Annotated in this window: 25 protein-coding genes, 1 tRNA gene and 4 pseudogenes; 16 read left to right on the top strand and 14 right to left on the bottom strand. The window is 69.5% G+C overall.

Going from position 1 to position 24,841, the window contains the following annotated elements; all coding sequences use genetic code 11:
- Nucleotides 1-141 precede the first annotated feature (141 nt).
- From ABT154_RS34025 to ABT154_RS31150, 3 genes and pseudogenes are all read left to right on the top strand, one after another.
- A pseudogene (locus ABT154_RS34025) lies at nt 142-216 on the top strand (hypothetical protein); the annotation flags it as partial.
- Between the two features lie 4 nt (nt 217-220).
- Nucleotides 221-673, top strand: a pseudogene (locus ABT154_RS31155) (transposase); the annotation flags it as partial.
- 456 nt (nt 674-1,129) lie between these two features.
- Nucleotides 1,130-1,957, top strand: a complete 828-nt coding sequence (locus tag ABT154_RS31150; protein ID WP_351861332.1) for a DUF8636 domain-containing protein — start codon at nt 1,130-1,132, stop codon at nt 1,955-1,957.
- A 98-nt stretch (nt 1,958-2,055) separates the two neighbouring features.
- Here the strand turns inward: ABT154_RS31150 and ABT154_RS31145 are convergent.
- Nucleotides 2,056-2,132 (bottom strand) — tRNA-Met (locus tag ABT154_RS31145).
- Nucleotides 2,133-2,204: 72 nt separating this feature from the next.
- On the opposite strand from ABT154_RS31145, the gene ABT154_RS31140 reads away from it, so the two are divergent.
- Nucleotides 2,205-2,399, top strand: coding sequence for a hypothetical protein (locus ABT154_RS31140; protein ID WP_351861330.1), 195 nt, complete (start codon nt 2,205-2,207; stop codon nt 2,397-2,399).
- Nucleotides 2,400-2,409: 10 nt separating this feature from the next.
- The gene (locus tag ABT154_RS31135; RefSeq protein WP_351861328.1) at nt 2,410-2,898 is read left to right on the top strand and encodes a CBS domain-containing protein; all 489 of its coding nucleotides are present in this window, start codon (nt 2,410-2,412) and stop codon (nt 2,896-2,898) included.
- On the opposite strand, the gene ABT154_RS31130 is transcribed toward ABT154_RS31135, so the two are convergent.
- The gene (locus ABT154_RS31130) at nt 2,888-4,309 is read right to left on the bottom strand and encodes an RtcB family protein (RefSeq protein ID WP_351861325.1); all 1,422 of its coding nucleotides are present in this window, start codon (nt 4,307-4,309) and stop codon (nt 2,888-2,890) included. The two genes, ABT154_RS31135 and ABT154_RS31130, sit on opposite strands and share 11 nt — an antisense overlap.
- A 102-nt stretch (nt 4,310-4,411) precedes the next feature.
- Here ABT154_RS31130 and polX point away from each other — a divergent pair, with 102 nt between their 5' ends.
- Nucleotides 4,412-6,139 (top strand): DNA polymerase/3'-5' exonuclease PolX, encoded by a 1,728-nt coding sequence (polX, locus tag ABT154_RS31125; RefSeq protein WP_351861323.1) that lies wholly within the window; start codon nt 4,412-4,414, stop codon nt 6,137-6,139.
- A gap of 29 nt (nt 6,140-6,168) precedes the next feature.
- On the opposite strand, the gene ABT154_RS31120 is transcribed toward polX, so the two are convergent.
- The 3 genes from ABT154_RS31120 to ABT154_RS31110 form a co-directional block, all read right to left on the bottom strand.
- Nucleotides 6,169-6,597 (bottom strand): archease, encoded by a 429-nt coding sequence (locus ABT154_RS31120; protein ID WP_351861321.1) that lies wholly within the window; start codon nt 6,595-6,597, stop codon nt 6,169-6,171.
- Between the two features lie 32 nt (nt 6,598-6,629).
- Entirely contained in the window at nt 6,630-7,205 is a 576-nt protein-coding gene (locus ABT154_RS31115) for a CBS domain-containing protein (RefSeq protein ID WP_351861319.1), read from the bottom strand.
- Nucleotides 7,206-7,387: 182 nt separating this feature from the next.
- On the bottom strand, nt 7,388-7,822 hold the full coding sequence (locus ABT154_RS31110) for a DUF2267 domain-containing protein (protein WP_351861317.1): 435 nt from the start codon (nt 7,820-7,822) through the stop codon (nt 7,388-7,390).
- Between the two features lie 500 nt (nt 7,823-8,322).
- Here ABT154_RS31110 and ABT154_RS31105 point away from each other — a divergent pair, with 500 nt between their 5' ends.
- The 3 genes from ABT154_RS31105 (at nt 8,323) to ABT154_RS31095 (ending at nt 10,254) form a co-directional block, all read left to right on the top strand.
- Complete coding sequence (locus tag ABT154_RS31105) at nt 8,323-8,817, top strand: amino acid kinase family protein (protein WP_351861405.1); 495 nt, start codon at nt 8,323-8,325, stop codon at nt 8,815-8,817.
- The gene (locus ABT154_RS31100; RefSeq protein ID WP_351861315.1) at nt 8,814-8,954 is read left to right on the top strand and encodes a hypothetical protein; all 141 of its coding nucleotides are present in this window, start codon (nt 8,814-8,816) and stop codon (nt 8,952-8,954) included. Before ABT154_RS31105 ends, ABT154_RS31100 begins: the two co-directional genes overlap by 4 nt.
- A gap of 415 nt (nt 8,955-9,369) precedes the next feature.
- Entirely contained in the window at nt 9,370-10,254 is an 885-nt protein-coding gene (locus ABT154_RS31095; protein ID WP_351861314.1) for a universal stress protein, read from the top strand.
- Here ABT154_RS31095 and ABT154_RS31090 read toward each other — a convergent pair.
- The 5 genes and pseudogenes from ABT154_RS31090 to ABT154_RS31070 all read right to left on the bottom strand — a co-directional run bounded on the left by ABT154_RS31090 (nt 10,248) and on the right by ABT154_RS31070 (nt 15,158).
- A complete protein-coding gene (locus ABT154_RS31090) occupies nt 10,248-10,490 on the bottom strand; it encodes an RNA 3'-terminal phosphate cyclase (RefSeq protein ID WP_351861403.1) in 243 nt (80 codons plus the stop codon). The genes ABT154_RS31095 and ABT154_RS31090 overlap by 7 nt on opposite strands.
- 64 nt (nt 10,491-10,554) lie before the next feature.
- A pseudogene (locus tag ABT154_RS31085) lies at nt 10,555-10,746 on the bottom strand (hypothetical protein); the annotation flags it as partial.
- A gap of 355 nt (nt 10,747-11,101) precedes the next feature.
- Nucleotides 11,102-13,084, bottom strand: a complete 1,983-nt coding sequence (ftsH, locus tag ABT154_RS31080; protein WP_351861312.1) for an ATP-dependent zinc metalloprotease FtsH — start codon at nt 13,082-13,084, stop codon at nt 11,102-11,104.
- 386 nt (nt 13,085-13,470) lie between these two features.
- On the bottom strand, nt 13,471-14,277 hold the full coding sequence (locus ABT154_RS31075) for a CBS domain-containing protein (protein WP_351861311.1): 807 nt from the start codon (nt 14,275-14,277) through the stop codon (nt 13,471-13,473).
- Nucleotides 14,278-14,339: 62 nt separating this feature from the next.
- Nucleotides 14,340-15,158 (bottom strand): sigma 54 modulation/S30EA ribosomal C-terminal domain-containing protein, encoded by an 819-nt coding sequence (locus ABT154_RS31070; RefSeq protein ID WP_351861309.1) that lies wholly within the window; start codon nt 15,156-15,158, stop codon nt 14,340-14,342.
- Between the two features lie 352 nt (nt 15,159-15,510).
- Between ABT154_RS31070 and ABT154_RS31065 the strand changes: the two genes are divergently transcribed.
- Nucleotides 15,511-15,990, top strand: a complete 480-nt coding sequence (locus ABT154_RS31065; RefSeq protein WP_351861307.1) for an Hsp20/alpha crystallin family protein — start codon at nt 15,511-15,513, stop codon at nt 15,988-15,990.
- Nucleotides 15,991-16,223: 233 nt separating this feature from the next.
- Complete coding sequence (locus tag ABT154_RS31060; protein WP_351861305.1) at nt 16,224-17,486, top strand: NF041680 family putative transposase; 1,263 nt, start codon at nt 16,224-16,226, stop codon at nt 17,484-17,486.
- An 87-nt stretch (nt 17,487-17,573) separates the two neighbouring features.
- Here the strand turns inward: ABT154_RS31060 and ABT154_RS31055 are convergent, their stop codons facing one another.
- Entirely contained in the window at nt 17,574-17,762 is a 189-nt protein-coding gene (locus ABT154_RS31055; RefSeq protein WP_351861414.1) for a hypothetical protein, read from the bottom strand.
- A gap of 257 nt (nt 17,763-18,019) precedes the next feature.
- Complete coding sequence (locus ABT154_RS31050; RefSeq protein WP_351861303.1) at nt 18,020-18,844, bottom strand: hypothetical protein; 825 nt, start codon at nt 18,842-18,844, stop codon at nt 18,020-18,022.
- Nucleotides 18,845-19,299: 455 nt separating this feature from the next.
- Between ABT154_RS31050 and ABT154_RS31045 the strand changes: the two are divergent.
- Nucleotides 19,300-20,079 (top strand): annotated as a pseudogene (locus ABT154_RS31045) (transposase family protein).
- A 67-nt stretch (nt 20,080-20,146) separates the two neighbouring features.
- Here the strand turns inward: ABT154_RS31045 and ABT154_RS31040 are convergent.
- Together ABT154_RS31040 and ABT154_RS31035 are read right to left on the bottom strand one after the other, a co-directional pair.
- Nucleotides 20,147-21,628, bottom strand: a complete 1,482-nt coding sequence (locus tag ABT154_RS31040; RefSeq protein ID WP_351861401.1) for an ISL3 family transposase — start codon at nt 21,626-21,628, stop codon at nt 20,147-20,149.
- A 110-nt stretch (nt 21,629-21,738) separates the two neighbouring features.
- Nucleotides 21,739-22,239: an ATP-binding protein gene (locus ABT154_RS31035; RefSeq protein ID WP_351861301.1), complete on the bottom strand. Its 501-nt coding sequence runs from the start codon at nt 22,237-22,239 to the stop codon at nt 21,739-21,741.
- Between the two features lie 260 nt (nt 22,240-22,499).
- Here ABT154_RS31035 and ABT154_RS31030 point away from each other — a divergent pair, with 260 nt between their 5' ends.
- The 4 genes from ABT154_RS31030 (at nt 22,500) to ABT154_RS31015 (ending at nt 24,729) form a co-directional block, all read left to right on the top strand.
- Nucleotides 22,500-23,492: a LysR family transcriptional regulator gene (locus ABT154_RS31030; RefSeq protein ID WP_351861299.1), complete on the top strand. Its 993-nt coding sequence runs from the start codon at nt 22,500-22,502 to the stop codon at nt 23,490-23,492.
- Nucleotides 23,493-23,663: 171 nt separating this feature from the next.
- Nucleotides 23,664-23,816 (top strand): hypothetical protein, encoded by a 153-nt coding sequence (locus ABT154_RS31025; RefSeq protein ID WP_351861297.1) that lies wholly within the window; start codon nt 23,664-23,666, stop codon nt 23,814-23,816.
- 235 nt (nt 23,817-24,051) lie between these two features.
- Nucleotides 24,052-24,318 (top strand): DDE-type integrase/transposase/recombinase, encoded by a 267-nt coding sequence (locus ABT154_RS31020; RefSeq protein WP_351861295.1) that lies wholly within the window; start codon nt 24,052-24,054, stop codon nt 24,316-24,318.
- Between the two features lie 45 nt (nt 24,319-24,363).
- Entirely contained in the window at nt 24,364-24,729 is a 366-nt protein-coding gene (locus ABT154_RS31015) for an integrase core domain-containing protein (protein ID WP_351861293.1), read from the top strand.
- Nucleotides 24,730-24,841: the final 112 nt, after the last annotated feature.

Raw genomic sequence — 24,841 nt, 5'->3', positions numbered from 1 at the left:
CGCAGCATCGATTGCCCTAGTAGGGCTTGGTCAGGTGTGCTCGCGGGTGGCGTGTCTTTGTGCCGGTGGGCGCGTTGATGGTGTGTGACACCTGGGGAGTTGGGTCAGGTCCGTGAGGACCTGGAGGCGTTTGCAGCGGAGATGTTCGAGGCGTTCACGCGCGCGGATCAGCGCCGCTGGGGGCAGGCGTACGTACGCGGACTGCTGCTGGACGGGCGGCGCAAGTCGGTGGAGCCGATGGCGGCTCGGCTGGGCGAGGACGGCAACCGGCAGGCCCGGCCTCGGCCCGCCCGGGCTCAAGCGCATGTACTCGCGGTTCGTCGCCCTGCGGATCCGCCCCGCCGGCCGCGAGATCCGCGATGCCACCGAGGGCGTTGAACTTGCCGAGTGCTGGGTGCTTGCCGAGTGGCCCGCCAAGGAGGCCGAGCCGGGACAGTTCTGGCTCTCCGAACTGCCCGCCGACACCCCGCTGACCACCCTGGTCCGCCTGGCCAAGCTCCGCTGGCGCATCGAGCACGACTACCGGGAGATGAAGCAGGCCCTGGGGCTTGCACACTTCGAGGGCCGCACCTTCAACGGCTGGCACCACCACGTCACCCTCGTCTCTCTCGCCCACGCCTTCCGCACCCTGCGGAGGCTGACCCACGCCCCAAAAGAAACGGCATCGGCCTGAGCCTCTACCAGGTCGTCCGCGAGCTTCAGTTCCTCCTCGCCACCTGGGCCGGCGCCTGCCCCACCTGCCACCGCGACATACCCGCATCCTTACGGACCTGACCAAGCCCTACTAGTCAAGGCGAGCCGATCTGAACGGCGTCGTAGCCAGTCGGCGCCAGTAGATGGGCGGCGGTTACCGTACGCGAGAGCCACGGCGGCCGGACATGAACGACCGCTCGGCCGCGTCACCCCGGCCCGTGTCCCGGGCGTGTCAGTGGCCTGCGGCATGATGCGGGAGACGTGACGGCAGATCCGATGGGGATTTCAGAGGCCGTCCCGAACGGGGGGCGTTGTGCACAAGCTGGTCTCAGATGGGGTAGGGGGCACGGAGGATCCGCAGCTGCACTACGAGAGGTGGCGGTGGGGCGGAAGACTGCCGAGTGAGTCGCTGCGCCGTGTCCGCGAGAGCAACGTCTTGGGGCTGCTCGACTTCGACGGTGACCTGGTCCACGACCTCGGCGCCGCGGATCCCGACGTCCAGCGGGCCGTGGCGGTGCTCGCCGCTCAGCGGGCCTGCGAGGTGGCGGGCCTGACCGATGTGCCGTGGGTCGCTGGGGCGCTCGCCGCGTTGACGCAGGGGCATCCGCTACCGCCCCCTTTCGACGACGCGGCCCGGATGCGGGAGGCTCTGGAGTCCACCCCTCTCGAACCGGGCCCGGATGTTCTCGGGGCAGTACCGCCCCAGCGGGGGCGGTACTTTCCCCCTGCGCCGGCAGGGTTGATGTGGGTCAAGACCGCAGAAGAGAGCGACGGGGAGACGAGCTACGAGCTTGGCCGGCTACCGGGCAGCCAGGCACCGATGGTGTTCACCGAGCTGGTGTTCCCTGCCAGCGCACCGCAGGTCCGTGGGCCCATCTCACAGCCGCATTTCGCTCTCCCCGCCGTACTCGCTGCTGCCGAACCCGACCCGCTCAAAGCAGCTCTGGATGCGGTGTGGCATGCACTGAACACGCACGGAGAGCACTACCCGAAGTTGTTGGATGAGATCCGGTCGACCTGGGGCGGGCGGATGTCCGTACCGGATGCAAAGACATGGCCTGCTGATCCGGGCCGACGAGTGCGGAGCGGACGAGGGAGCGTACCGATGGTCAACTACCGGGTGAAGTGGGTACGCGCGCGCGACGGCAAGACCATGGTGTCCACGGTGAGCTACGACCAGCCCAGCGCCGAACACCGCAAGGCAGATCTCGAAGCGGAGGGCGCCACGGACATCAAGATCGTGAAGGTGCGGCCCGGCGAGTAGAACCGCCCGATTCGCATGCACCCGGCCGTCTCGACGGCACATGCGTGCGTTGAATGCGAACAGCCCCCTCGACCTGGTGGTCGAGGGGGCTGTTGCGTTGGTAGCGGGGACAGGATTTGAACCTGCGACCTCTGGGTTATGAGCCCAGCGAGCTACCGAGCTGCTCCACCCCGCGTCGGTGAACACCACCCTACGGCACACTGACGGGGAGATCCCACTCCCCGTTCCCCCCGCGAAAGGAGACGCGATGTCCGAGAGCATCGCCGCGGACGAGCACGAGAGGCTGCGCATCCCGGAGACCCGGGTGCAGGTCCTGGCCCAGGCCGTCCGCGCACTGGCCGAAGGGCTGGAGGACATTCCCTCCCAGGACCCCGACAGGGAGGCGCAGGCGGCCCGCGGCGCCCGGCTGGCCCACGAACTGCTGCTGTCCCAGAAACTGTAGGCACCGGCCGATGAAAATATCCGAAGCGATGAGCCGTCCGGCGGTGTCCGTGCCCACGAGGACACCGTTGGGGCAGGTCGCCCGGGAGATGGCCGAGTACGGGGTCGGTTCCGTGGAGGTCACCGAGGGCGGGGCCCTCCGCGGCATCGTCACCGATCGCGACCTCGCCCTGGGTGCTCTGGCCAGGGGCCTGGACTCGGCCGAGGCGGTCGATGCGGTGATGACCTCGCCGGTGATCACGGTGAGCGTCGCCGACGACATCCACACGGCCTACCGGACCTTCCGCAGATCGGGTGTCCGCCGGCTGCCGGTGGTGGACGGGCAGCGGGTCGTGGGCGTCCTCACCGTGGACGCCATGCTCATCGACGTCTTCCGGCGACTGGGCCGACCTGCTGGGTCCGGTCGCCTGGAGCGTCCTGGAGGAACCACCCGGACCGTCCTCCGCGGACACTCGTGCGCGGAGGACGTGACCGCGGGCAGGCGCTCCGTCACCCCTTGACGACCCCGAGCGGTACCAGGCGGGCGACCAGCCGGGCGAGCCCCGCGCCCTCCGTGGCGGCGGCCACGGCGTCGACGTCCTTGTAGGCGTCGGGCGCCTCCTCGGCCAGCGCACGCCAGGACTTCGGCCGCACTGCGATGCCGTGCGCCTCCAGCTCCTCGTGCAGCTCCTCGCCACGGACGCGGCGCAGCGCCTGATGGCGGCTCCAGACGCGTCCGGCACCATGGGCGGAGGACCAGAAGGCTTCGTTGCCGGCGGTGCCGGCCATGACGTACGAGGCGGTCCCCATGGTGCCGGGAACCAGTACCGGCTGCCCGGCCTCAGCCAGGTCGTCGGGCAGGTCCGGATGGCCGGGCGGCAGGGCCCGGGTCGCGCCCTTGCGGTGGACGCACAGCCGACGCCGGACACCGTCCACCTCGTGGGTCTCGATCTTCGCCATGTTGTGGGAGACGTCGTAGACCAGGTCGAGTCCCTCCCCCACGACGACGGCGAAGGCGTGGCGCGCGGCCGCGGTGAGCAACTGCCGGTTCGCGCGCCCGTAGTTGGCGGCGGCCGCCATCGCCCCCAGATAGGCGCGGCCCGGGGTCGAGACGGCGGGCGCGCAGGCCAGCTGCCGGTCCGGCAGGTGGATGCCGAAGGAGCGCAACGACTGGTCCATCACACGGACGTGGTCGCTGCACACCTGGTGCCCCAGGCCGCGTGAACCACAGTGGATCATGACGCACACCTGACCGGTGTGCAGACCGAACGCGGTCGCCGCGGCATCGTCGTACACCCGCTCCACGGCCTGCACCTCCAGGAAGTGATTGGCTGACCCCAGGCTCCCCACCTGCCGCAGCCCACGGTCCACCGCCCGCTGGCCGACCTGCGACGGATCGGCTCCCGCCAGCGTCCCGCGGTCCTCGCAGCGCTCCAGGTCGCGGTGCACGCCCCGGCCGTGCTCGACCGCGTACGCGGCTCCGCCGACCATGATTCCCTCCAGGGAGCGCCCGGACAGCTTCCACAGCCCGCCCGGTCCCAGGCCGCGCGGAACGGTGTCGCCAAGGATGTCCATCAGGCGCCGCATCCGAGGAGCCAGGGCGCCCCGGTCGATGCCGGCGGCGAGCAGCCGGACGCCGCAGGAGATGTCGAACCCGACACCGCCGGGCGAGATCACCCCGCCGGCATCGACATCCGTGGCCGCCACCCCGCCGATCGGGAACCCGTACCCCCAGTGCACATCGGGCATGGCGTACGACGCGCGGACGATGCCCGGCAGCGTCGCCACGTTCACGACCTGTTCCAGCGCCTTGTCCCCCGCAGCCTGCGGCAGCAGGTCCCGCGTCGCGAAGACGACCCCGGGCACGCGCATCGGCGCCTGCCGCTCGACGCGGAAGCGGAACGGCGTCTCCTCGACCAGGGTGATATCCATGCCCGTCGTCCCTTCCCGGGCCCGTGACTCCAGTAGACGCTCGGCGTCGCCGCTTCGCGCGCGGAGGAGCGCGGCGCACACCCGGTTCCTAGACTGGAAGACATGGTCCGGCCCAACGAAGAGGTCGAAGCGCTCCTTCAGGAGTACGCGGACCTCATCGCCATCACCGGAGGCGGCGCGTTCAAGGCGCGCGCCTACGAGAAGGCGGCCCGCGCGATCGGCGGATACCCCGCCGACGTGTCCCACCTCGACGTCGCGAGTCTGCGGGAGATCCCGGGCGTCGGCAAGTCCATCGCCGACAAGGTCGTCGAGTACTTCCGCACCGGCAAGGTCGCCGTGGTCGAGGAGCGGCGGGCCCGGATCCCGCCCGGCGTGCGGGAGCTCATGACCATCCCCACCCTCGGTCCCAGGAAGGCGATGGCGCTCTACGAGGATCTGCACGTCTCCTCGGTGGACGAGCTGGCCGACGCCATCAAGGCGGAGAGACTCCGTGATCTGCGGGGCTTCGGGGAGAAGACCGAGGCGAACCTCCTGCACGGCATCGAACTCTTGCGGCAGGCGGGCGGGCGCATCCTGCTCGGCGCCGCGATGGAGGCCGCCGAGGACATCGTCACGGAGCTGTCAGGGATCACGGGCTGTGAGAGATGCGCGTACGCGGGATCGCTGCGCCGCATGAAGGAGACCATCGGCGACATCGACGTCCTCGTCGCCGCCGCCCGGTCCGCGCCGTTCATGGACGCGCTCACCGAGCTGCCCTCCACCGCGGAAGTCCTCGTCCAGGGCCCCAAGAAGACCTCCGTCCGCACCGTCGACGGCATCCAGGTCGACCTGCGCGTGGTGCGGCCGGAATCGTGGGGCGCCGCCCTGCAGTACTTCACCGGCTCCAAGGCGCACAACATCCACACCCGCACGATCGCCGTCCACGCCGGGCTGAAGCTCTCCGAGTACGGCCTGTTCGAGACGGAGAGCGGCGAGCGGATCGCCTCCCGCACCGAGGAAGAGGTCTATGCCCGGCTCGGCCTGCCGTGGATCCCGCCCACGCTGCGCGAGGACCGCGGCGAGATCGAAGCCGGCCTCCGCGGGGAGCTGCCCGAGGTGGTGACGGAGGACGACATCAGGGGCGACCTGCACACCCACACCGACCTCACCGACGGCCTCGCCCCGCTGGAGGAGATGGTGAAGGCCGCCGCCGCACGGGGCTACGCGTACTACGCCGTCACCGACCACGCACCCGACCTGTCCATGCAGCGCATGACCGACGAGAAGATCCTCGCCCAGCGCGAACACGTACGGTCCCTGGACGGCCGGCACCACAGGATGCGGCTCCTGCACGGCACCGAACTCAACATCGGCCCGGACGGGGACGTGGACTGGCCCGACGCGTTCCTCCAGGGCTTCGACCTCTGTGTCGCCTCGGTGCACTCCCACTTCGGCCTCGGCCGGGAGGCGATGACCCGGCGGCTCGTACGCGCCTGCGAGAACCCCCACGTCCACATCATCGGCCACCCCACCACCCGCCTCATCGGCAAACGGCCGGGCATCGACGCGGACTTCGACGAGGTGTTCGCGGCGTGCGCCCGCACCGGAACGGCTCTGGAGATCAACGCCCAGCCCGACCGCCTCGACCTGGGCGACGAGGACATCATCCGGGCCAGGAGGCACGGGGTGACGTTCGCCGTCGACACCGACGCCCACTCCATCCCCCAGCTCGCCTACCTCCGCTACGGCGTCGGCACAGCACAACGCGGATGGCTCAGCCCCGACGACGTCATCAACACCTGGCCCCTTCGGCGGCTGCGCCAGTTCCTCCGTAAAGACCGAGCGGGCTGAGCACGACGTCTTCCCGTCCCCGGCGGGAGTCACACGTCGAGTGTCACCGAGCACGTCCAGCTGTCCGGCCCGTGCGTCACGGCCAGCCCGTGCAGCGTGACGGCCTTCGGAGCGGCACCCGTCACGGGCAGCGACCCGGCATCTGCCATCCACAGGACGCCCCTCACCCCACCGTCGGCCGGGGTCAGTTCGACATCGACCGGTACCTCGCCCTCGGTGTCCAGCCGGTAGACAACCTCGTCCAACAGCGCGACGAGCACGTCCTCGTCCCGCTCCGCCCGCACCACGACGTCCCGCCGCCGGCCGCCGGTCGCCCCCGTCAAGTCCAGGAACGACGCGCACACCCCGCGTACGGCTTGCGCCATGCACTCCTCACGCGTGGGGGCCCACGCCTCCACCCGCAGATCCGCCGTGTGCGGAACACCGCGATACCCAGCGCGTGCAGTGACACTGTCCACGCCTCGCCTCCCTCGTGCGTCGTCTCCGGCGGTCAGGGAACAGCCGTACCACGGTAGCCCCGCCGTGGCGGCAGCCCGGGCAACACCGTGCCGGCCTGTGGCCGACGGTCCGCCGGCTCCTTCCGTGCCGGGTGGCCGACGAGGGCCGAGACGATGTCGGCAGCCGTCAGCACCCCGGCGAGACGCCCGTCTTCAGCCAGCACCGGAAGGGCGTCGGATTCGGTGTACGTCATGAGGTCGACCGCGTGGCGCACGGTCTGCTCCACGTGTACGAGCGCCGTCCCGTGCCCTCGAAGGAGTTCGTCCACCCGCAGCGCGGACAGCGAAACGGCGGGGGCCCCACATGCGACGGCCACATCGGCCCTCTCCAGCAGGCCGGCACAGCGACCGTCCGGACGCACCACCGGAAGGTGACGGGAACCCGACCGCTGCGGCAGCTCCCACGCCACGAGCACCGTTTCACCGACATCGACCGTGACCACTGCGGGGCGCATCACCGCGCCGACGGTCCGCGCCAGGACCTCCTGCTGCTCTTCCACGATCGCTTCCTCAGACACACGGCCGGGTTTCGGTTGCCCGCCTGCACGACCGGACGGCTCCCTCGCCATCGATGGCCGAACCTCTGGCGGGCTGTGACGCGCTCGGCGCGAGGAGGCACTTGGTCCCGCGACCCCACGTTCACACACCTACGAGCGCATTCTCCGACGGACCGCGCGTCGACTGCGAGAGCGGTGCGGGACCAGCGGAGACAGCTGACGCCATGCCGACGGGTGCGAACCCGCAGCAGCGATCAGCCGGTCGGCTGAAGGAGGATCGCCCGGATGTCGTGCGGCAGTTGCTCCAGTGCCGCCTCCAGGTGTCCGGGCGAGACATGTTCGCGTACGACGCCGGTGACGACAGGAGCGATCCGGTGTACTTCCTCGGCGGTGACCTTCGCCTCCTGGACGAAGCGGTCGACGTAGCCTTCACGGTCATACTTGACCGGTACGGTGCTGGGATCCCATCCGTCGTAGTAGGCGCCCCGCAACAGGTCGGGGAGCTGGGCCGCGAAGTGGGCGGCCACATCGACGGTGAGCCGGTCGCGGAGCGTGTGCAGCCAGGCCCGCAGCACCCTGTGGGCAGCGTGGCGGTCCTCAGTTTCCAGAGCTTCCGCCACCGCTTTCAGCCAGATGTTCGCGGTGTGGATGGCGTGCTCGAAGTCGGGGTGGTGGGTCGTCTCGGGCATGGGTCTTCCCCTTCCTTTCGTGCGTGACTCCCCTGCGCCACCTGGGACGACGGGCACGCCTCGGCGGTGCCGTGGCCGGTACGGGGAGCGGTCCGCTCATTCAGGAGTGACGGGGTGCAGGCGGCAGCCCACGAGTCGCCCGCGCCGCGCGCAGCGCCGGCGGAACTCGGCGGCTTCTCACTCCCTGCCCTATGGGCTCCATGCTAGGGCGGGCGGAACCGGTCGGCAGCCGCAGCACCGCGCGGCGTCACAGGCGCCTGGGTGGATCGCCGGGGTTCATGGGCGAGGTGCGCGGCTGGGGGCGCCGCCCGAGCCTGGTTTTGTGGCTGTCCACATGGCCGGGCGACCACCCGATGGTCCGTGCTCGGTGACCTGTGCCGCACGCGGCGGGGTCACCTCAAGGCGCGGGGAGGGAGAACCGTGGGCCGCTATGCGCGTGTCGTGGTCAAGCTCAGCGGCGAGGCGTTCGCCGGGGCGGCCGGTGCCGGGACTGATCCTGCCTGCCTGGCGCACTTGGCGGACGAGGTTGCCTCGGTACACGACTGCGGGGTGCGGACCGCGGTGGTCGTCGGAGGGGAAACCTCTTCCGGGGACGGCTGGCCGGGAACTGGGGTATCGGGAGGGCCGAGGCGGACGACATCGGCATGCTCGGCACGGCGATGAACGCCCTGATGCTGCGAGGTGCGCTGACCGCGTGCGGCGAACCGGACGTGCGGGTGATGACGGCCGTCCCGATGCAGAGCTTCGCCGAGTCGTTCATCCGGCTGCGTGCGGACCGGCACCTGCGGCGCGGCCGGATCGTGCTGCTGGCCGGAGGCACCGGACAGCCGTTTGTCACGGCCGACTACGCAGCGGTGCAGCGGTCCCTGGAACTGTCGGCCGATGTGCTGCCGGTCGCCAAGCGCGGCGTGGACGGCGTCTACGACAGCGATCCGAGGACGCATCCGGACGCGAAGCGGTACGCGCCTACCGGGAGGCTCTGGAGCGGAGGGTGAAGGTGATGGACACCGCGGCCTTCGTGCTGGCCGAGGAGCAGGGCCTGGTGATGCATGTCTTCGATGCCGCGACGGCAGGTGCCATGACCGCGGTCTGCGAAGGGCGCGATATCGGCACCCGCGTCACCGCTGATTGACGTGCGGCAGCATTCGTTCGGCATCGTTGTGCGGGGCTGCGTCGGGCAAGGCTCCGCCGATCGACTCCCGATCCAGGCATCACGTCACCGCCGCCCTGCGCATCGGGAAGCCAGGCAATACGCCCCGAAGTCCAGTTCGCTGCGGCCTCCGGCCAACCGTTGTTAACTGGCTATGAGTGGTGACCGGCGGGGCACGTGCCGCCAGGGCCCGACCCGCCTGCGACTCGGTTCTGCTGCGCCCTTCATTGTGGGCCGGCAGCCCGCACACCGTCCGACACCGATGTTGCACGGCCTGTACGACACCATCCCGTCAGAGGACGTCCCGCCCAAGGGAGCGGCATACGGCGCACGACTCGCCCACTGATCCTGCTCTCCCAGGGCCCGTAGACACACCCTCGTGCCGGAGGAGACGGCCATGACGCACGAAGAAGGGGGTCCCCCGATCGTGGTCGGCCTCGACCCCGATCCGGGAAGACGCACGGCACTCGCCTGGGCCGCCGACGAGGCGGACCGGCGCCACCTGCCGCTGCTGCTGGTTCTCGCGCAGAACGTGCCGACCCCCGGGTACCGGCCGCTGGGCGGGGTCCCGACCTGGGAGGAGTGGAACGAGGCGCTGCATGAGTCGGGGAACCGTGTGCTGAAGGCGGCGGTGACTTTCGTCGAGTCCCGGCATCCGCGGGTGCGGGTGTCCGGGCTGTTGGCGGAGGGGCATCCGGCATGGGTGCTGCGTGAGCAGGCGCAGAACGCTACGGCGGTCGTGCTCAGCTCCTGGCATCTGAGCGCTGTCCAGGAGCTGTTCAGCTCCGCCGCCGTCGCTCTGCCGCTCATCGCTCATGCTCCCTGCCCTGTGATGGTCGTACCGGAGCCGGAGCACATCACCCAGCAACCGCCGTACTTCGTGGTCGGGGTCGACGGCAGCCCTCAGTCCGCCGCCGCCATAGACGCCGCCTTCGAGGAGGCCGCCGTGCGCGGCGCACGCCTGCGGGCGCTGTACGTGTGGCATCCGCCGCGGTTCGGAGTCGTGGATGAGGAGGCGGCCGTCCAGGAGTGCCGCCGGCTGCTGTCGGAGGTGGTCGCCGGCCGTACCGCCGCCCATCCCGAGGTGGAACTGCACCAAGAGGTCGTGCGGGGCCACCCGGTGCAGGTCCTCACCAAGGCGTCCGAACACGCCCTCGGCCTGGTCGTGGGCACACGTGGGCACGGCGGCTTCACCGGCATGCTCCTGGGGTCCGTCACTCAGGGCGTACTGCACCACGCACACTGCCCCGTCATCGTCGTCCCGCACGCGCGCCATCAGTAGGGCCCACGCCTCTGCGTCGCCGGGGCCCTGGGGCTTCCGCCTTCGACGACGAGGAGGCAGCCGTCGAGGCTCGCCTGTGCCACGCCGAAGAGGTTGGTCAGCCAGATCCCGGTGCGTACGTGGTCGGTGACTCCGGCCAGCCGCAGCCGACTGCGGCCTCGGGCCAGCGCGGCGAACGGGATGATCTGGTCGGAGGCGAAGCGGTCGAGTACCGCACAGGTTCGCAGGTCCTCCAGCAGGCGCTCGGCGGTGGCGTGCCCGATCGTCTCTGCGCGGCGTCCGCGGGCTCCGGCCCCCGTCGGCTCCGAGCCGCCACCCGCTCGTCAGGTCGGCGAACAGGGCGAGCCCGGCGCCCGGCTGGAGGGCACCTGTGTCATCACGTTCCTCGATACGGGCTTCGTATCCGGCCCGGGCGAAGACCTCCCGGGCGCCGTCCGCCATCCGCCGGCTCACCGAACGTTCTCGCAGGTGGGAGGCGAGGGCGATCCCCACACCGATCGCACCGGCCCGGGCCGCTCGGCCTCCAGAGGCGCGAGCGGCCCGTCGGGCCGCACCTCGAGCCGCAGCACACCACCGCCGCTCGGTAGATAACCGGATCCCCGAACCCCTCCGCGGTGGCCAGCAGGCTCCCCTGCCGCACGGCTGAAGAACCACGACTCCATGTGGGGTATCGCAACTCCGGCCAGGCGCGTAACCGCCTCGTCCGTGGCCGCCGCATCGGCGACGACGCCCACGGTGGCGTCATCGGCTCTCTCGGCCCCTCGGTTCCGGCGCCACGGCAGACACGGCAATCACAGCCGGGCCCGTGCCCGTAGCCGATACCGAACGGGCGACCATCACGTCGGCCTCACGCGGTAGGCCGGTCCTGCTCATCGTCGGTCGCCCCGACCGCCGCATCGTGGTCGCCCTCTGCGGGGTGGCGGCCGTCCGGTCGCCGCCGGCGGAGTACCTCCAGGACCACGGCCCCGTCGACCGTCTCGCGGGCCGTGAGCAGGTCGGCCAGGGTGTCGAGCGCCTGGCGGTGGTCACGCAGCAGGGCCGTGGCACGCTCCTCGGCCTGGCGCACCAGGCGGGCGGTCTCCTCGTCGACGACGCGTTGCGTCTGCTCGGAGTAGGGCCGCACCAGCGCGTCCTCAGTGCTGTCGCCACCGAGGTAACGCGGGGCACCGGAGCCGTACCCGACGGGGCCGAGGGCCGAGGACAGGCCGAACTCACGGACCATACGGACGGCGATCTGGGTGGCGCCGGCCAGATCGTCGGCGGCGCCGGTCGAGCCCTCGCCGAAGACGACCAGTTCGGCGGCGCGTCCGCCGAGCCGGACGGTGAGCAGGTCGGTCAGGTAGCCCTCGCTGTACAGGTGCCGTTCGGCTTCGGGGAGCTGCTCGGTGGCGCCCAGCGCGGGCCCGGAGGGGAGGATGGTGACCTTGGCGACGGGGTCGGCGTGCTCGCACAGGGCCGCCACGAGCGCGTGTCCGGCTTCGTGGACGGCGACGGAGCGCCGTTCCTCGGGGAGCAGCGCGTTGGTGGATTCCCGCCGCCCGAGCAGGAGTCGATCGCGGGCGTCGTCGAGGTCCCGGGCCTCGATGACGGCACGGCCGTCCCGGACGGCGTTGATGGCCGCTTCGTTGACCAGGTTGGCCAGATCGGCGCCGGAGAAGCCCGGAGTGGCCCGGGCGACCGGATCCCAGCCGACGTCGGGTGCCAGGGTCTTGCCACGGGCGTGGACGGCCAGGATGGCCGCACGCTCGGCCTGGTTGGGCAGCGGCACCGTCACATGCCGGTCGAAGCGGCCGGGGCGCAGCAGGGCGGGGTCCAGGGATTCGGGGCGGTTGGTGGCGGCCAGGACCACGATGCCCACGGACTGGTCGAAGCCGTCCATCTCGGCCAGGAGCTGGTTCAGGGTCTGCTCGCGCTCGTCGTTGCCTCCGAGCCGGGTGGCCCCGCCACGACGGCTGCCGACGGCGTCGATCTCGTCGATGAAGATGATCGAGGGTGCTCGTTTGCGTGCTTCGGTGAACAGGTCGCGCACGCGGGAGGCGCCGACGCCGACGAACATCTCCACGAACGCGGAACCGGTCACCGACAGGAACGGGACTTCCGCCTCGCCGGCCACCGCGCGAGCGATGAGGGTCTTGCCGGTGCCCGGCGGGCCGACCATGATCACGCCGCGCGGTCCTTTGGCGCCTGCGGCGGCGTAGCGCTCGGGGTTGCGCAGGAAGTCGACGATCTCGCCGATCTCCTGCTTGACGCCCTCGTAGCCGGCGACGTCCTCGAAGCGGGTCGTCGGGCGCTCGGTCTCGATGATCTTGGCGCGGGCCCGCCCGATGGCGCCGAGGCCCCCGGTCAGCGTCCCGGCCGCCCTGCGGCCGGCCCAGAGGAACAGGCCGACGATCGCGAGCACGGGCAGGAACAGCACCAGCAGTGTCGCCCAGGGGCTGCCGCCGCTCCTGGACGCGGTGATCTCCACCTTCCCGGACTGCAACTGCTGCTCCAGGCGGCTGTTGTCCAGGGCGGTGGGGATCCGTGTGGTGAACTTCCCGCCGTCCTTGAGCGTGCCGCTGACCGCGCCCTTGTCGTTGATGTCGACCGTCTTGACCTGGCCGGTGCTCACCTTGCCGAGGAAGTTGCTGTACGACAGCTTCGCCCCTTGCGGGGACGAGGGGACTCGCAGCAGGACTACGAGCAGGAGGACCAATGTGGCGAGGGGCAGCAGCCAGCGCGTCCAGGAGGGCTTCGGCGAGGGATCCGACGGCTTGGGCGGCTCAGGCGGAGCGCCCGATTTCGCCGAGCGCGACAGATGCCGGCCTGAGAAGTGGACTGATGTGATCAACGGACGGCTCCCTTGGCGGTTCCCGGATGCGCAGAGGAGGGTGGATCGCGGGTGGGCGTCCCACTTCAAGGATCAACGCCCTCTCCGCTGTCGGCATGTGCGAACCACCGCGGGCCGCTTCCCTCCTCGGGCCACCGCACGTCCCCCGACCGGAGAAACCCACCGGCAACAGGGGTCTCGACGTCACAGCGCACACGTCCTCCGCACTCCGGCCGGAACGGACCTGCGGCTTCGCCGCGCGGAACGGGAGGAAACCCACATGCCCGAACCCACGGGTCACGTCGCGTAGGCAATACAGCGGGGTGGGGAAAACCGCACGGTGCACCCCTCGTCGAAGAGCACGCGCTGTGACCCCACGTGCGCCGGTCCCCCGCACCCACCGTCGCTCATCCGTCCCGTACGGTCAGCTCGTCGATCACGTCGCTCACCGGGTCGAGCCCTTTCACCTCGGCGAGCAGCCGCGCCCCTTCGTCGCCCGTCACAGAGCCCCGGAGGCGGACCACTCCGTCCTTGACCGTGACCTCCACCGTGTCGGCGGCCTCGGGGAACATGTGCCTGATGCGGCCCTGCACGCCCTCAGCGAGGGTCGCGTCGACCCCGAGCAGGGCGTCCAGCAGGGTGTGCCGGTGGACGGTGCCGACGAGCCGGCCGTCCGGCTCCGCCACGGGAGCGCGCTTGAGGCGGGAGAGGGCCACCAGCCAGGCGGCCTCGGAGACCGTCGTGTCAGGCTGGACGGTGACGGCGGGGGTGGTCATGAGGGTCTCGGCCGTCTCCTCGCCCGGCTCGGCCGTCGGCCTGGTCTCCCGTACCTGGCTCGCCGCGGTGGGCCGGTGCGTCCGTGCCGCGACCACGGCAAGCAGATCGGCCTCGGACACCACACCCATGACCCTGCCGTCGGTGTCGGCGACGGGCAGCGACCCCGTCCCGTGCTCCGACAGCGCCCGGACGATGTCGGGCAGGTTGGTGTCCCCGGCGACTGACGGCGCGGGCGCGGTCATCAGGTCACGTACGAGTAGGGCGGTACGGGGCGCCTGGGCGGCGGGCCGAGATGTCTTGGCCGCGGACACGTTCGCGATCGCGTCGACGTAACGCAGCAAGGCGTCCTGCCGCTGCTGCTCGTCGGGCCGCCAGCCGTGACGCGGCACGGCACGGCGAGCCTCGGCACCCGCTGCGAACCTCTCACGTTCTGTCATGGCGATGTCTCCAGATGCGGTCATGTCGTTCGCGCCCGGGACGGCACGGTGGCCCGTCCGGTTCAGAGTGCTGTGGTTGACGGCTCGCGGGCCGTGGGGGTGATGAGGCCGTAGTGGCCGTCGTAGCGGTGGTAGAGGACGTTCCCGCGGCCGGTGCCGGCGTCGGCGAAGAACACGAACGGCCAGCCGGTGACGTCCAGGCGCTCCTTCGCCTCCGTGACGCTCATGCGCGGGGCGGCGGCCGGGCTGAGAGTCAGCGGCACGGCGACCGGGCCGATCAGGTCGGGCCGGGGATGCACCTGCGCCAGCCGGTATCCCTCCGGGTCCGTGCGGTACAGGACGCTGTCCTCGCCCGTTCCGGCGTCGGTGAACAGCTGGAAGCCGTAGTCCAGCCGCTCCAGGTCGTCGGCCGCCTCGTCCGGCGATTCGAAGGCCAGGGCGAACGCCTTGTGCCGCACGACCTCCCGTTCCTCGACGGGGCGCGGGAAGTAGCCGGGGCGGTGAGTAGGCTCGTCACCGTGCCGCCACGGGCGGACACTTCCTGGCGGATGCGTCCGCCCGCGCCGGGCCTCCCAGTGCTCCGCCATCCCCGCCAGCACGGCCTCGAGCCGGTCCCGCAGGAGGTCGGCCGCTTCCGTCGCGTTGACGCCCGCCACGTGCGCGCGAGCGAGCCCGCCGTTGACGTCCAGGTTCGCCTGGGCCGTCACGGGCCGCTCCATCGCCGGATTCGCGTACCGGGTCAGCTTCACCCGGGCGAAGAGCACTGGCCCCGGTGCCTGGCCGAACACGGCCCGCACCTTCTCCCGGGCGTATGCGGCGTCCCCGGCGGACACATCGCCCCGGGTCTCGACCTGCACGTCCACGACGGGTTGTGGCGCCATTCGCTTCATGATGACCTCCGCTACGAGGAGGAGTTCGCGTGGCCGACCCGTTCCTGCATCTCCCGATCAAGCAGGAACTCGTGAGCCGACCGGGCCACCGGGGACTCTTCATCCCACGTGCGGGGGCAGGCGACCCGCCGTACGCGGGTCCCATCGACGCCCCCAGTCCCGGGAGCTCGGGCCCGGCCACCAGCTCTCACTCGTCATCCAGTCTTCCTTCGATCCACGAGACTCGCAGGGGGCCGAACGGCCCTTGCCGGGGGCTGACAGGTCCGCCGATTGGATCGGCGCGACGACGACGCGCAGCATGGAAGTAGTCCTGACAATCGTCGTTTCGCGGAGGTGAACCGCGATGACCCTGCCCGTACATCACCGGCCAACTCGGCTTCTGGAACGAACGTTCCCCACGCTGAGCTGGGGAGAGCCCGCCGCATCCGAGATCGATGACCTCTTCGAGCGGATGGGCCGTTTCCTGGAGGCCGCCAGCATGGCACCCACCGTCTCCGGCATCTGGTCGCCGCTGGCCGACATGCACGAGACGGACGACGCCTACGTGGTCGAGGCGGAGCTGCCGGGCATCAAGCGAGAGGACATCGACGTCGAGGTCAGCGGCCGGGAACTGTACGTCACGGGTGAGTTCAAGGAACGCGAGCGTGAAGGCGTCCTGCGCCGGGGTACGCGCCGCACGGGCCGTTTCGAGTATCGGGCGTTGCTGCCCGTCGAGGTCAAGGCCGAGGAGGTCAAGGCGAACCTGGCCGACGGCGTGCTGACCGTGACGGTCCCCAAGACCCAAGCCGCCAAGCCGCGGCATGTCGAGATTACGGAGGCCTGAATCACACCTTGCACTCGTGAGGAGCGGACGGGGTGTCCCCCCGTCCGCTCCTCACGAGTGCGGTGTCACCAGGTCCGGCCCCGCATTCCCGCTGACCGGAGGACCATCTGCTCACACCAACGCGCGGGCGGCCGGGCGACCGTAGTCGTCCTCCGCTTGTCCGGGGTGCTTGAGGAGATCCTTCGTTCCCCACCGTCCGGCTGTCACACGCTGCGGCACAGCGCCCCGATGCCGTGGGCCGGGGCACCGTCTGCATCGGGACTCAGGACACGTACGTCCGCTCCCGAAAGCACGGCCGCGCGGACCGCCACGTCGGCCAGCCGGCCGCGGATCAGCTGGCCGTCGATGTCACCTGCTGGCTGCGGCCCAACGCCCACACCTCACCGCAGCGGATCCTGTGTCACACCTACGGCCGGGGCAAGGACCAGCACATCCCCGTCCCCGGCTGGCCCTACTCGATCGTCTGCGCACTGGAACCCGGCCGCAGCTCGTGGACCGCCCCGCTGGACGCGTTGCGCCTGGCACCCGGGGACGACACCGCCACCGTCACCGGCCGGCAGTTGCGCGACCTGATCGAGCGGCTGATCACCGCAGGTCAGTGGCGGACCGGGGGCCCGGACGTCCTGGTCATCGCGGACGCCGGATACGACGCACCCCGCCTCGTCTTTCTGCTGAAGGATCTGCCCGTGCAGGTACTGGCCCGGATGCGGTCGGACCGTGTCCTGCGCAGGCTCGCACCCTCGCGGGAGCCTCACACCAGGGGTCGGCCGCCCCGGCACGGCGGCGAGTTCGTCTTCGGGCAGCCCGACACCTGGGGCACCCCGGACACCCACACCGTCACCGACACCCGCCTCTACGGCACCGCCACCGCCCGGTCCTGGGACCGGCTCCACCCCAAACTCACCCACCGCTCGTCCTGGGCCGCAGCCGACGGCACCCTGCCGATCATCGAGGGGACTGTGATCCGCCTGGACATCGACCATCTGCCCAGCGGAGCCGCCCCGAACCCGGTCTGGCTGTGGTGGTCGGGCACGGATGCCACCGAAGGGGACACCGACCGGCTCTGGCAGGCATACCTGCGGCGCTTCGACATCGAGCACACCTTCCGCCTGTTCAAGCAGACCCTGGGCTGGACCTGCCCGAAGATCCGCACCCCCGAGGCGGCCGACCGATGGACCTGGCTGATCCTCGCCGCCTACACCCAACTCCGCCTCGCCCGGCCCCTGGCAGCCGATCGGCGCCGGCCGTGGGAGAAACCCGTACCTGTCGAACGCCTCACGCCCGCCCGCGTTCGCCGCGACTTCCGGCACATCCGCCCGACAGCCACCTGCCCGGCCGGTGCACCGAAACCCTCCCGCCCCGGCCCCGGCAGGCCACCAGGCCGCAAGAACACCCGACCCGCCCCACGACACGACGTCCACACAGTCCGCAAAACCGACACCGCCACGTCCCGGAACAAGAAGTCGACGACCCCACGACCTCGCCGCACAGGTTAAAGATCAAGCTAGACGGTGTTGCAGAACGCGCTGACCTGCCTGTTTGGCCGTCCGGGGAAGTCTCGGGCGGCCATCCATATGGTGAGGTCACGGGCGATCCAGTATCCGCCGCCCCTGGCGCACCGCATCTACGAGAATGATCAACACCTTCGAGGAGGGGTCCGACATGTCGAACCGACCTGCCACCGACGGAATCTCCATCATGCACTCGCTGGTGCCGCACGACTGGTCGAACGAGGAGACCGCCGCGTACGAGGCCGTGATCGAGGCGGTCACGGCCAAAGATCGACCAGGGTGGTGGCATCGAGGACGTGACACTCCTCACCCTGGAATGGCTGGGTGAGCAGGGCGTGAACGCCATGATCAGAGTGGACGCCGAGAGAGTGGCTGAAAGCGCGCCAGCGTGGACGTTCGCCGCCAGTGGGGGTCCCTTGGAGCATGGCATGCGTGCTGACGGGAGGACTGTGCAGCAATGCATGTCCACGGCACTGTCGCAGCTGCGCGAGGCCGGACTATCGGTTCCCTTTTGATCTTCATCGTCGCTCGTGTCTGGCTTCGCTCGTTATCCACGGGACCAAGCCGTTGTCGTCATCGCTGTGATCATCGAGGCCCGGCTGCCTCGCTGAGGTGGCCACTGCCGGGCAGGTGCGAGACGCCTGATGGGGTCGGCCGTCAGCCACGGTCAGGCCGCGCGGTGAACCGGCCGAGATCGGTTTCTGGTAGAGCCGCAGCCATACGAACGCGTCGCTGGAGGCAGGGACCCATTGCAGGGCCGGGGAGCCCTTGCGGATGACGCCGATCGTCTGGTCACCGGGGCTGACCCGGTCGCGGCTGACCCCAAGGAGTTCCGAGGCGCGCGGGAAGGCCGAGATGTAGAAGGCGACCAGCGCGCGGTCGCGGTGCGAGGGCAGGGCCGCGAACAGTTCGTTGAATGCCTGGTCGGGGATGCCGCGCGGGGTTCGCCGGGGTTCCTTCGGCTGGTAGGGGGCAGGGCCTTTGAAGGCGTGCATCGGGTTGTGGTGGGCGTTGAGGTGCTCGTCCTCGGCGCGCTTGGTCTTCGGGAACGGGTTGAGCAGCGGCCGTCCGTGCATGTCGCGGTGGTACTCGTAGAAGCTGCGGACGACTGCCCGCGCGTGCCTCCGGGTGCGTGCCGCGTAGTTCTCGCCCACGTACCGCTTGCCGGTCACCGGATTGACCGACCCGGGCGCCGGGGCGTCCGGCCGCCGGGGCCGCGGCAGCTTTTTGACCACCTTCAGCGACAGTGCGAAGTCTCGGGCCTCCGCCCGGCTGGCCCGGTCCCACGGCACGTCGAAGGCCCACAGGAACCTTCTCTGCACCAAGTCAAGCGGGACGATCACGGACAATACGGTGAGCAGGGTGTCCAGGTCGCTTGTCACAGAAGATCTCGGGTGCCCTGCCTGTGTTCCCGGACGCGGGCATCAGCAGAAGCCCGTTCAGAGGCGGGTGGCGGGAAGCGGTTCCACATCGAACGGGCGGGACCCGAAAATGCTGACGGATCGCTCGCGCACCAGTGGTAGCGCCTCGCGGAGGTCTGTGCCGAGGTAATGCAGGGAGTCGAAATCGCGTGACTCCCAGATGGGGAACTCCCCGTCTGTGTTGCGTGACGCGCTGTTCCACAACAAGGCATCGTCGTTCTCGCTCCACGCGAAGACCTCCAGGGTGGCAGCCAGGGACCAGTGAGCCCTTTCCAAGCTGGCTGTGCTGACCGCGAGTTGGACAGTCCTGCACAACGACGAAGCTCCTGGTAGACGGGTTCTCGACCAAGATCACCTATGTCCGCCAGGAGCTTCGCGTGCTTGTCTACCCGTCCTCGATCGATCTGTCCAGCCGCACCCTGCGGTTCCTGACCGGACAACTGACAGCCAGGCGGAAGAAGATCGGGACGCGGTGGCGGCGACTGTCAGTCGGCCGCCAAGCCCTCCTGGCCCTGGCCCACCTGCGGTGCGGCGACACCTACGCCTAGCTCGCCGCAGGTTTCGGTGTCTGGAGCGCGACCGTGTTTCGCTACAACGCGAAGCCGTCGAGGCCCTGTCCGCCCTCGCCCCGACCCTCAGCGAGGCGATGAGAACGATCCGGACGAAGGCGTTCGTCATCCTCGACGGCACCCTGCTGCCGATCGACCGCATCGCCGCCGACACCCCGTACTAGCCGACACCCCGTACTACTCGGGAAAGCACAAGCGCCACGGCATGAACGTCCAGGTCCTCGCCGATCCGTTCGGACGGCTGCTCTGGGCCTCGCCCGCCCTGCCCGGCTCGACCCACGACCTCACGACCGCCCGGCCGCCCGGCAGCATGGAATCATCGAAGCCCTCACCGCGGCGGGACTCAAATGCGGGGCGGACAAGGCGTATCAGGGAGCCGGCGGACCCGTACGGGTACCGTTTCGGGGCCGCTACCTGAAGAGATGGAAGCGCCGCCACAACAGCAGCCACGCGAAGATCCGCTGCCTCGGCGAGCAGGCCATGGCCACCCTCAAGGGCTGGCGCCTCCTGCGGAACCTCCGCTGCAGCACCAACCGAATCACCGACGTCGTGAAGGCCGTCCTTGTCCTTCATCATGCGTCAGCGTGAGGTTGGAAAAGGCTCACCGTAAATCGTTCGACTCCGGCCCATAGTCGGTGGTGACGTCGGGTAGCCGTCAGAGCAGGAGGATGCGGTGGCGGAGGAGGTCGAATCCAGCGCGCCCGTGCATCTGCGTCGTGATCCTCCTGGTGCGGGTGTTGACGCCCTCGGTGAGGCCGGTGTCGACGGCGGCCCGGTCGCTTTCGAGGCCGTTGATGAGACTGCGCAGGTGCGGCAGGCCGGCGCAGCGGGCGGTGTTGATCCACTCGGTGAGTATTGCGTCGTTGCCCTCGGCCGGTTTCAGCACGGCGGCGAAGCCGCGTACGAGATCGGCGAGTGCGTCCGAGCAGGCCGCGGTGATCTTCTTCAGCAGGGCCGTTTCCTTCGGGCCCAGGATTTCGGGGTCGGTGAGCAGGAGGCGGCCGGCGTGGTGCGGGGTGGTGACGGGGCGGTCGCCTTCGGCGCGGCCCTGGTTGAGGTGGCGGACCAGGAGGTTGGCGCTGCCGGTGTAGCCCAGCTCCCGGATCTCTTCGAGGAGGTGGGTGGCCGGGACGGCCGGTTCCTCGGCTCGACGGCAGCGCAGGTGGTCGCGGTAGGGGGCGACGAGGGTGGGCCGGTAGGCGGGGGTGATGCGGGGGGCCGGGGGTTCGGGCATGCGGGCGTAGCGTTTGACGGTGTTCAGGGCCAGGCCCAGGCGGCGGGAGCGATCGAGCAGGCCGACGGCTTGGCCGAGGAGGTTGTAGACCTTGTTCCGGCGCTCGCGGGTGGTCTGCTCGCGTACTCCGCCGGGGCGGGGCGGGTTGATGGTGGCCCAGCAGCCGGCATGCGCGCGGACCTCGAGCAGGACCTTGTCGCATAAGTTCCGCCAGAGGTGCCATAGGTCGCTGAACTGCACCGCATCGGGCAGGGCCCGGCGGACGGCTTCGGCGTAGGTGGCCGAGCCGTCCCGGCACACGACCTCGATCCCGGCATGTTCGCGCAGCCAGGACTCCGGCGTGGCGGCATCGCGGTCGGGCAGGACCGCGACGCGTCGGCCGGTTTCGGCTTCCGTGATGATCGTGGCGTAGCGGCGGCGCAGGGCGAAGTCGTCCACGCCGATCACCTGCGGGACCGCCTGTCGCGGCAACGGCAAGCGCCGCAGATGACGCAGCGTGGTGCCGCGTGAGACGGGCAAAGCCAGCAGGCCGGCAAGGCGTGCGGCCGCCCGGCCGCAAAACTCCCGTGCCATCGAAATATCTGCCGGGCAAGCCGCACCGTGCGGCGCTGATGACGCTCCAGCAGTCCTGGAATCTGCTCGCGGAAGGTCTGCCGCCGGAGGCGGGACCGGACAGACCAGCCGCCTTACACGCAGGCGGTCGACGACCGGGCGGCCGTCGACCGGCACGTCGGCCAATGACCGGCAGTGATAGCCATGCACCTTCGCCGTCGGCATCCCGCAGACCGGACACGGCACCGCCACATCCCGAGTGCGAGCCGTGACCACGACCGCGTCACCGCCGTCCCCGTCCGTCACGTCCTTGACGACCAGCACGGACAGCCCGGAAACCACCTTCCCCATAAGGAAGTTGACATCCATCACGAGATCATGATCAAGGGCAGCTACTCGACGTCACCACCGACTACGGGCCAGAGCCGAACGATTGACAGACCCCAACGGTGGCGGAGACCTTACGAGGACGGGAGTATGCTCGACAGCAGCTCTCTTCCTGTCGAAGACAGTGACCAGCGTGCCTGATCCGCGGCGGAGTCGTTGTCCTGGGCCTCATCCAGCGCCACCTCGGCAGCACGATCGCCTGCCGCCCTCACGGGAAGAACCGCCCAGCAGCGCTTGCCGCCTGGAGCTGTTTCGGCCCCTTGAGTCAGACAGAGGTCTTCGATCAGGGCTAGCCCGCGTCCGCACTCGTCGTCAGTCTGCGCTGATCGGAGCTGAGGCAGCTTCGGACTGCCGTCGAGGACCGAGATGACGATGAGGTCGTACGCCAGTACCACCTCGGCGGTCATGGGTCCGCGTGTGTGCAGCAGACCGTTGGTGAGTAGTTCCGAGGTCACCAGTTCCAGATTGAAGCACAGCTCTTCATCGACGGGAACTCCCCACCACCTCACTGCGGCGGACACACGGTGGCGGGCGCTGTGGACCGCCGCTTCGGTTGCTTCAACGGTGAAGCTCATGCGAGTGTGAGGCATGATGTTGCTCCTCGGTGGCAGGGCGCTTCAGGTCCCGCAGTCGCATCTGCGGATCAATGCGTGAATTCGAGACTTGCATGACGGTCACTGCTGAACAACAGGCTGGGTCATATCGGATCACTGGGCTTACCCATAACCCTCGTCGTTCGAGATGAGATGCCCCGCAGAGCACGCCTGTGATGGGGATCCCATCCCTTCTTGCTGGCGCAGAATGGAACTCTGTTCACCCGGAGCGAGGTGCCCTCATGGAGCTCGAGTTGCGCCACTTGCGCGTGTTGTGTGCGATAGCAGATTTGGGGGGGGTCGGACGGGCGGCTGCCGCCCTTGGATACACCCAGCCAGCCATGAGCACGCAATTGCGCCGCATCGAGGGGATGCTGGGCACGGGAGTGTTCATTCGCAGCAGCACAGGCATGGAGCTCACACCCTACGGTGCACAGGTCGTTGGCCAGGCCCGTGAGATTCTGGCGCTCACAGACAATCTCACTCGCCTTCGACACTTGCGCGCGCCCGCGACGACACGTCGACTTCGCCTCGGTGCTATCAATACACCCGTGGTGCCTGCGCTGCTGGACTCTCTTCGCGATGCCTTCCCCGATCTCGTCGTCTCCGTCAGCAGTGTGTATGCCACCGGGGAGCTCCTGGGCCTTCTGGAAGCCGGAGAATTGGATGCCGGCCTGGGATGCGACTACCCTGGGCTGCCGATTCAGCACTCTCCGAAGTTGGATCACCGTGCGATCAGAACTGTTCCGGTCTTCGTAGCCACCCCTGCCAGCCACCCGCTTGGGCACCGCCTTGAAATTCCCTTGGAGGGGCTTTCCGAGGACACTTGGTTTGTTTCTTCTGACGATGGGGTGGGGTGGCCTGGCGCCTTCTATGACGCCTGCCAGGCTGCAGGCTTCATGCCTGCGGTCACGCACGAGTTTCATGTGCTCGATCAATTGCAGTCGATGATCGCCAAAGGTCTCGGAGTGGCTGCAGTTCAGCCCACTGTGTGTCCCGCGGGCGGGGTGCTGATCAAACCCCTGGCGGGGGATCCTCTGTGGCAGCGGCATTTGCTCTTGTGGCGCCGAGATCTGGTCGACGCGTCGGTTGTCGAGGCGGTTCATCATCATGCCGTTCGCACTCACTGTCAGCTACTGGCTCAGGCTCCGCACTTTCAGAAGTGGGTAGCTCGTACGTACACGCATCCTCGCCCTGCAGGGGGAACCAGAAAGACGCTTCCTGGTCCGGTTTGATGAGCAGTAGCGTTTCGCGGAGGCTTGCGGTAATACACACGGCCGTCCGGGGCGAGTCGTTCTTGTCCCTCCCCTCGTCGCGTGGAGTCCTTGATTGCAGGGGAAGTTGGGGTTCATGGGGTCCAAGCAACGGACGTACACGCCTGAGTTTCGTGCGCGCCAGGCGGGCGGATGCGCGAGGCCGAGCGCGCCGAGCTGGAGCGGCTGCGACGAGAGACGTCGGAGAAGAACAAGCGGAAGCGCGAGCTGGAGATGGAGCGTGATGTCCTCAAGCGATGCATGGTCCTCTGGGTGAAGTGCCGGGGACGGATCCGGCCGCCCTAGCCGCGTTCATCGGTAACCAGGGGGCCGAACAGCGCGTCCCGCACCGTCTGGCCTGCCAGGTCCTGGGGGTGTCGGAGTCCTGGTCCTACGAGTGGCGCGACAGGCCCACCACCGCGCGTGAGGTCCGGCGCGGACAGCTGGCCGACACGGTCCGGCAGATCATCGAGGGTTTCGGCGGTACCTACGGTTCCCCGAAGGTCTGGCGCCCCTGGTCCGCGCGGGCTGGCGGGTCTCGGTGAACACCGTCGCCCGTCTGATGGCCGAACTCGGGCTGGCCGGACGGAAGGTCTGCCGACGGCGCGGGCTCACTCGGCCCGGCAAACAGCCGGCGGCTCCGGACTCCGTGCGGCGGGACTCCACCACAGGCGCTCCGGACCAGGTGTGGTGCGGCGATATGACCGAGATCACCACCGGTGAGGGCAAGCTCTACCTGGCCACCGTCATCGACCTGTTCTCGCGCCGGCTGCTCGGCTGCGCGCCGAGTTGGTCGCGGCATCCTTGAACCTGAGGAGTACGGGTCCGGCGTTTCCGCCGGGCCTGCCACCGCTTGGGCGTAACCCAGTCCATAGGCCGCGTCGGGTCGTGTTTCGACGACGCCGTCAGCGAGGCGTTCAACAGCGTGCTCAAGGTCGAGTACGTCCACCGGCACACGTTCGCCACCCGCACCGAGGCCCGGTTGCGGATCGCGACCTGGATCACCGGCTTCTACAACACGCACCGACTGCACAACGTGTGTGGATATCAGAGTCCGATCGACTACGAGCAAGACCACCGGGCCAGCTCCGTCTTGGAGCTGGCCGCTAGAAAGTCGGCGTTCTGCATGATGAGCGACCCAGGATGCCAAGCTTCTCGGCCCTGGGCCACCCATCCACGCGTTCCCGTGCAAGGATCGCTCAGCTGGCCAGCAGCGTGACTCCTCGGTCCGACGTTCAGGGGGCGGGTGTCTGGGCCACATGGTCGGCGGTGGTGCGGGCGGGAGCCGGGTGGGCGGTGGAGCCGCAGACCTGGCAGGGGTCGCCCGGGGC

It is taken from the genome of Streptomyces sp. NPDC001728, assembly GCF_040297565.1.
Classification (GTDB): Bacteria; Actinomycetota; Actinomycetes; order Streptomycetales; family Streptomycetaceae; genus Streptomyces.
This window is presented reverse-complemented; position numbering and strand designations above follow the sequence as displayed.